Annotated in this window: 7 protein-coding genes; 5 read left to right on the top strand and 2 right to left on the bottom strand. The window is 77.4% G+C overall.

Annotated features, from left to right (window positions below; all coding sequences use genetic code 11):
- Positions 1-127: 127 nt before the first annotated feature.
- Entirely contained in the window at positions 128-970 is an 843-nt protein-coding gene (locus ACI79O_RS07705) for a siderophore-interacting protein (RefSeq protein WP_456913731.1), read from the bottom strand.
- Between the two features lie 310 nt (positions 971-1280).
- Between ACI79O_RS07705 and ACI79O_RS07700 the strand changes: the two genes are divergently transcribed.
- The 5 genes from ACI79O_RS07700 (at position 1281) to ACI79O_RS07680 (ending at position 5317) form a co-directional block, all read left to right on the top strand.
- Entirely contained in the window at positions 1281-2141 is an 861-nt protein-coding gene (locus ACI79O_RS07700; protein WP_456890615.1) for a hypothetical protein, read from the top strand.
- A 3-nt stretch (positions 2142-2144) separates the two neighbouring features.
- Positions 2145-2723 (top strand): phage holin family protein, encoded by a 579-nt coding sequence (locus ACI79O_RS07695; RefSeq protein WP_456890616.1) that lies wholly within the window; start codon positions 2145-2147, stop codon positions 2721-2723.
- A gap of 39 nt (positions 2724-2762) precedes the next feature.
- Positions 2763-3497: a DUF3618 domain-containing protein gene (locus tag ACI79O_RS07690; protein WP_456873547.1), complete on the top strand. Its 735-nt coding sequence runs from the start codon at positions 2763-2765 to the stop codon at positions 3495-3497.
- 134 nt (positions 3498-3631) lie between these two features.
- Positions 3632-4807: a sensor histidine kinase gene (locus tag ACI79O_RS07685; protein ID WP_456913730.1), complete on the top strand. Its 1176-nt coding sequence runs from the start codon at positions 3632-3634 to the stop codon at positions 4805-4807.
- A 72-nt stretch (positions 4808-4879) separates the two neighbouring features.
- Complete coding sequence (locus tag ACI79O_RS07680) at positions 4880-5317, top strand: hypothetical protein (protein ID WP_456890618.1); 438 nt, start codon at positions 4880-4882, stop codon at positions 5315-5317.
- Here the strand turns inward: ACI79O_RS07680 and ACI79O_RS07675 are convergent.
- Positions 5299-5994, bottom strand: a complete 696-nt coding sequence (locus ACI79O_RS07675) for a response regulator (protein ID WP_456913729.1) — start codon at positions 5992-5994, stop codon at positions 5299-5301. The genes ACI79O_RS07680 and ACI79O_RS07675 overlap by 19 nt on opposite strands.
- Positions 5995-6000 lie beyond the last annotated feature (6 nt).

Raw genomic sequence — 6000 nt, 5'->3', positions numbered from 1 at the left:
CCCCCCCCCCCCCCCCCCCCCCCCCCCCCCCCCCCCCCCCCCCCCCCCCCCCCCCCCCCCCCCCCCCCCCCCCCCCCCCCCCCCCCCCCCCCCCCCCCCCCCCCCCCCCCCCCCCCCCCCCCCCGGGTCAGGCGACGCCGAGACCGACCTCCTCGGCCTCGACGGCGGCGTTCCACTCGCGCTTCTCGGCCTGCCAGCGGTCCTCGGTGCTGCCCAGCCGCCAGTAACCCGACACCGACATCCGCTCCCGCGGCACGCCGAGCCCGGACCGGACGAAGCGGCGCAGCTCGCGGACGGCACCGGCCTCGCCGTGCACGAACACGTGGACGTCGCCCCCGGGCAGGTCGGCCCCGACGACGGCGGCCACCAGCGCGACCCCGGGCGCGGGGCCCCGGCGCACCCAGGTCACCCGCACCCCCGGCCCACCGGGCAGCGGCTGCTCCTCCTCCGGCCCGGCGACCTCGACGAAGACCTCCGCGCGGGCGTCGGCGGGCAGTGCGCCGAGCGCGGCGGCGATCGCCGGGAGCGCCGTCTCGTCGCCGGCCAGCAGGTGCCACCCGGCGTCGGCGGCAGGGGTGTAGGCGCCGCCGGGACCGAACATCTGCAGGGTGTCGCCCGGCCGCGCGGCCAGTGCCCACGGCCCGGCCACGCCCTCGTCGCCGTGGACGACGAAGTCGATGGTCAGCTCGCCGGCCGCGGCGTCCCAGGAGCGCACCGTGTACGTGCGGGTGGAGGGCCAGTGCTCGCGGGGCAGCCGCTCCTGCACCTCGTCGAGGTCGAAGGGCGCGGCGTAGGGCGCCCCGGCGGGCGGGAAGAGCAGCTTGACGTAGGAGTCGGTGTGCTGCGGGGCGAACCCGGCCAGCCCGTCCCCGCCCAGGACGACGCGGACGACGTGCGGCGTCGGCCGGGTGGTGCGCACCACGGTGCCGGTGCGGGGGGTGCGCCGGCGGCGCGGGTTCTGGTCGGCCACGGGCCCTCCTCGGATCAGGGAAGGCTCACCTTACCTGCGTCCGATGGGCGGCCCGGCCCGGTTTCCGTACCCCGCCGTCCGGGTAGCCGGTGGCCCGCGGGAACGACGCCGTCCCCGGCGCCGTCACCGGACGCGCCGCTGGTCCCGACGGCGCCCGACCGCACTTCCCCACGGCTCACCGGCCGGCACCCGCACGGGTGCAGACCGGGCTCCACCCGCACACGACCGGGCGACGGTCGTCGCCCGGCGATGTGTGCGTGATCCATTCCCGGGTAGCGAACCGCCGACCGAGATCCACTCAGGAGGAACGATGACCCACTCCATCGACGCTCCCCTCCCGCCGCCGCCCAGCTCGGGCGCGACCGGCTACGGGGACACGAGTACGACCTCGACGACCACCACGACGACCACCGGGTCGCCGTCCACCTCCGACGTCGCGAAGGACGAGGCCCGCAACGTCGGCGAGACCGCCAAGCAGGCCGGCAGCCAGGTCGCCTCGACCGCCGCCGACCAGGCGAAGAACGTGGTCTCGGAGACGAAGTACCAGGCCCAGGGCCTGGTCGACCAGGGCCGCACCCAGGTGCGCCAGCAGGTGGTCTCCCAGCAGCAGAAGGCCGGGCAGAGCCTGTCCAGCCTCGCCGAGCAGCTGCGCGGCATGGTCCAGGGCAACGCGCCGGCACCCGGCCCCGCCCGCGACCTGATCGAGCAGGGCGCCGGCCGGGTCGAGGAGTTCGCCCGGATGCTGCAGAACCGCGAGCCGGGCGACCTGCTCGAGGACGTCCGCAGCTTCGCGCGGCGCCGTCCCGGCAGCTTCCTCCTCGGCGCGGCCCTCGCCGGTGTCCTCGCCGGCCGGCTGACCAGCGGGGTCAAGGCCGCGCACAGCGACGGCTCCTCCTCGGGTGGCCGGCAGCAGGGCACGACGACCTACGGCACCAGCAACTACGTCGACCCGGCGCCGGCCTACTCCGGCTACGAGACGACGACCACCTACGAGACGACCACCTCGGGCGGCTACGGGACCACCGGCGGGTACGGCGAGACGCCGTCGACCACCGGCACCCCGCTGCCGCCTCCCCCGTACGGGACGACGCCGCCGGCCGGCGGGGTCGTGCCCCCGACGACGCCCGCCGGCTGGGACGACCCGACCCGCCGTCCGGGCACGGGGGTCTGAGCCATGTCCTCCCCGTACTCCGGCGCGACGCCGGTGAGCGGCCAGTCGGGCTACCCGCCGGAGCCCCCGCAGGCCAACTACGCCGTCCCGCCCACCTACGACCAGGGCCAGGGCAGCAGCGCCTACACCGACCAGTCCTACGGCGCCTCGACGGGCGCGCACGCCGGGGACCTCGGCACCCCGACGACCGAGGCCGGCCGGCCCGACGTCGACGGCGTCTCGGTCGGTCAGCTGATCGGCGAGGTCACCAAGGACTTCTCGGTGCTCATGCGCCAGGAGCTCGAGCTGGCCAAGGCCGAGATGCGGGTCGAGGCCAAGAAGGCCGGCCAGGGCGCGGGCATGTTCGGCGCCGCGGGCCTCGCCGGGCTGATGACGGTGATCTTCCTCAGCATCGCGCTGTGGTGGGCGCTGTCGCACCTGGTGGGCCACAGCTGGTCGGCGCTGATCGTGGCCGTCCTCTGGGGGATCATCGGCGCGGTCGCCTTCGCCATGGGCCGCAAGAAGTTCCGGCAGGTCAACCCGAAGCCCGAACGGACCGTGGACACCCTCCAGCAGGTCCCCGGCGCCCTCAAGCCCAACTGACCCGCGGGCCTGCGGGCCCCCCACCTCTCTGGAGCAGACATGACCAGCAGTGACCCGGAAGTCATCCGGCGGCAGATCGAGGAGACGCGGCGCGAGCTGAGCTACGACGTCGACGCCCTCAACGAGAAGGTCAACCCGGCCCGCGTCGTCGACCGGCGCATGAGCGCGGCCAAGGGCCGCTTCTCGCGCGCCAAGGACGCCGTGATGGGCTCGGCCCACCACGGCCGCTCCTCGGCCGGCGGCGCGGCGCACAACGCGATGGGCTCGGTGCAGGGCACCGCGTCCAACGTGGCCGGCAGCGTGCAGGGCACGGCGCAGAACGTGGCCGGCTCGGTGCAGGGCGCCGCGTCCAGCGCGGCGGGCACCGTGCAGGACGCCGCCTCGCAGGCGGCCTCGGCGGTGCAGCAGGCGCCCGACGCGGTGATCCGCCAGACGCAGGGCAACCCCCTCGCGGCCGGTCTCATCGCCTTCGGCGTCGGCTGGCTGGTGAGCAGCCTGCTGCCGGCCACGCAGAAGGAGCAGGAGCTGGCCCAGCAGGCCGAGGCCGCGGTCCGCGAGCACAAGGACCAGCTCCTCGCCCCGGCCAAGCAGGCCGCGCAGGAGGTCGGCGAGCAGCTCAAGCCGGCCGCCCAGCAGGCCGTCCAGGAGGTCAAGGGCACCGCCCAGGACGCCGCCCAGACGGTCAAGCAGGAGGGCCAGTCGGCCGCGCAGGACGTGCAGGGCCAGGCCCAGCAGTCCCGCGAGTCCGTGCAGAGCCAGGCGACCAGCTCCTAGCCGCACCCCGCACCACCTGCAGCGCCCCGCCGGGTCCGCCCGGCGGGGCGCTGCCGCGTCCGGCCCTCCCCTGGCCGGGTGACCCGGCCGCGCGCCGGCTGCAGCCGCGGGCCGGACGGGCCGACCCCTCCCCCGTGACCGGGACCGGGGCCGAGCTCGCCGCGCTGCGCGCGCGGGTGGCCGAGCTCGAGGCCGAGCGGGCCGCGCTCGCCGCGCTGGTCGCCGACCGCGGCGAGGAGCTCGCCGTCGCCACCCGGATGCTGCGCGCCCGGGCCGCCACGATGACCGGCGTCGTCGACGCGATCACCCGGCACTCGGTCGTGGGCACCGACCGCGACGGCGTCGTCCGCGTGTGGAACCCCGGTGCCGAGCGGCTGCTCGGCCTCCCGCGTGCCGACGTCGTCCGGCAGCGGCGGATCACCGACTTCCACGACCCCACCGAGCTCGCCGGCGGCGGGCTGTCCGCGCTGGTGGGCGCCGCCGCCGAGCGGGGCAGCGACGTCCGCGACTGGACCTACGTCGCCGCCGACGGCACCCGCCGCACGGTGTCGGTGGCGGTCACCCCGCGGGCCGACGACGACGGCTCCGGCGGCTGGACCTTCGTCGGCACCGACGTGTCCGACGCCCGCGAGGCCGAGCGGCTCAAGGACCAGTTCGTGGCGCTGGTCAGCCACGAACTGCGCACCCCGCTGACCTCGGTGCTGGGCTACCTCGAGCTCGTCCTCGACGACCCCGGGCTCGGCGCCGGCCCGCGCCGGCACCTGGACGTCGTCGCGCGCAACGCCGCCCGGCTCGAGCGGCTGGTCGGCGACCTGCTGTTCACCGCCCAGGTCGACGCCGGCCGGTTCCCGCTCGAGCCCGGCGAGGCCGACCTCGGCGCCCTGGTGCGCGCCGCCGAGGAGTCCGCGCGGGTCACCGCGGCCGCCGCGGGCGTGACCCTGACCGCACGCGCCCCGGCAGCCGGCCCGGTCGTGCCCGGCGACGCCGTTCGGCTGGGCCAGGCGCTGGACAACCTGGTGTCCAACGCGGTCAAGTTCACCCCCCGCGGCGGGCGGGTCCACATCGGCGTCGAGCAAGCGGGTCCTGAGGTGCGGGTGGCCGTCACCGACACCGGTGTCGGCATCCCCGCCGCCGAGCAGGCCGGCCTGGGCACCCGCTTCACCCGCGCGTCGAACGTGCGCCGGTCGGTGCCCGGCGCGGGGCTGGGCCTGGCGATCACCCGGGCCATCGCCACCGCGCACGGCGGCCGGCTGGAGCTGGTCAGCACCGAGGGCCGCGGCACCACGGCCACGCTGGTCCTGCCCCGCTGAGCACACCGGTCTTGCGCCGATCGTGCGGGGGTCCCGCGCCGGCGCTGCGGAGGCGGTGGCAGGCTCCCCGGCGTGAGCACGGAGCACGGCGCGACCGCAGGACGGACCACGATCGTCACCGACGGCGACCTGCCCGCCCGCCTGCTGGCCTTCCTCGAGGACCGCGCCACGGCCGCGCCGGCCGGACCCGACCTCGCCGCCGTCGAGCCCCCCGCCGTCGACCCCGCCCTGGTGCAGCGGCTGCGCGCCGCGCACGCCGACGCCCTGCCGGGCCGGCTGGCCGCCATCGACCGCGCCGCCCGCGCCGGGGACGCCCGCACCCTCGCCGCCGACGCCGGCGCGCTGGCCGGCAGCAGCGCGCAGCTCGGCGACCCCGCCGTCGCCCGGCTGTCCGGGGCCATCGCCCGCCAGGCCCGCCGCGGCGTCGTCGCCCGCACCCTCGTGACCGAGCTCGCCGAGGCCGCCGGCACCGTGCCGGCGCCCCGCGACGGTCAGGCCACCAGCCGGTAGCCCACCCCGCGGACGGTCCGGATCTCGGCCGCCGACAGCCCGGCGGCCTGCAGCTTGCGGCGCAGGTTGGACATGTGCGCCTCCACCAGGCGCAGGCTGCCGGCCCAGTCGGTCCGCCACACCTCGCGCAGCAGCGTCTCGCGCTGCAGCACCCGACCCGGCCGCGACGCCAGCGCCGCGAGCAGGTCGAACTCCGTGCGGGTCAGGTCGACGACGGCGCCGTCGACGCGCACCTCGCGGCTGTCCTCGTCGACCTCGAGGTCGGCGGGCCGGACGACGGCGTCGGCCGCCGGCGGGGCCGCCGGGACCGCCCGCGGACGGCGCAGCATCGCCTGTACCCGGGCGACGAGCTCGCGCGGGGAGAACGGCTTGGCCATGTAGCCGTCCGCGCCGACGGCCAGGCCGACGAGCAGGTCGACCTCCTCCGCGCGCGCGGTCAGCATGAGGACGTAGCAGCCGCTCTCGGCGCGCAGCTGCCGGCAGACCTCGGTGCCGTCCCCGTCGGGTAACCCCAGGTCGAGGACCACGAGGTCGGGGGCGCGCCGGCGCACCTCGGCCAGGCACTCGGCGGCGGAGCCGACGGCGCGGACCTCGAGCCCGGCCCCGGTGAGCACCGTCGCGACCAGCTCGCGGATCTCCGCGGTGTCCTCCACGACGAGCACCGACTGCGCGGCCACCGCACC

Source organism: Geodermatophilus sp. SYSU D00696, from assembly GCF_054050235.1.
This window is presented reverse-complemented; position numbering and strand designations above follow the sequence as displayed.

Coding starts and splice junctions, on each gene's coding strand:
- ACI79O_RS07700 (WP_456890615.1), top strand. CDS start 1,281: ATGACCCACTCCATCGACGCTCCCCTCCCGCCGCCGCCCAGCTCGGGC.
- ACI79O_RS07695 (WP_456890616.1), top strand. CDS start 2,145: ATGTCCTCCCCGTACTCCGGCGCGACGCCGGTGAGCGGCCAGTCGGGC.
- ACI79O_RS07690 (WP_456873547.1), top strand. CDS start 2,763: ATGACCAGCAGTGACCCGGAAGTCATCCGGCGGCAGATCGAGGAGACG.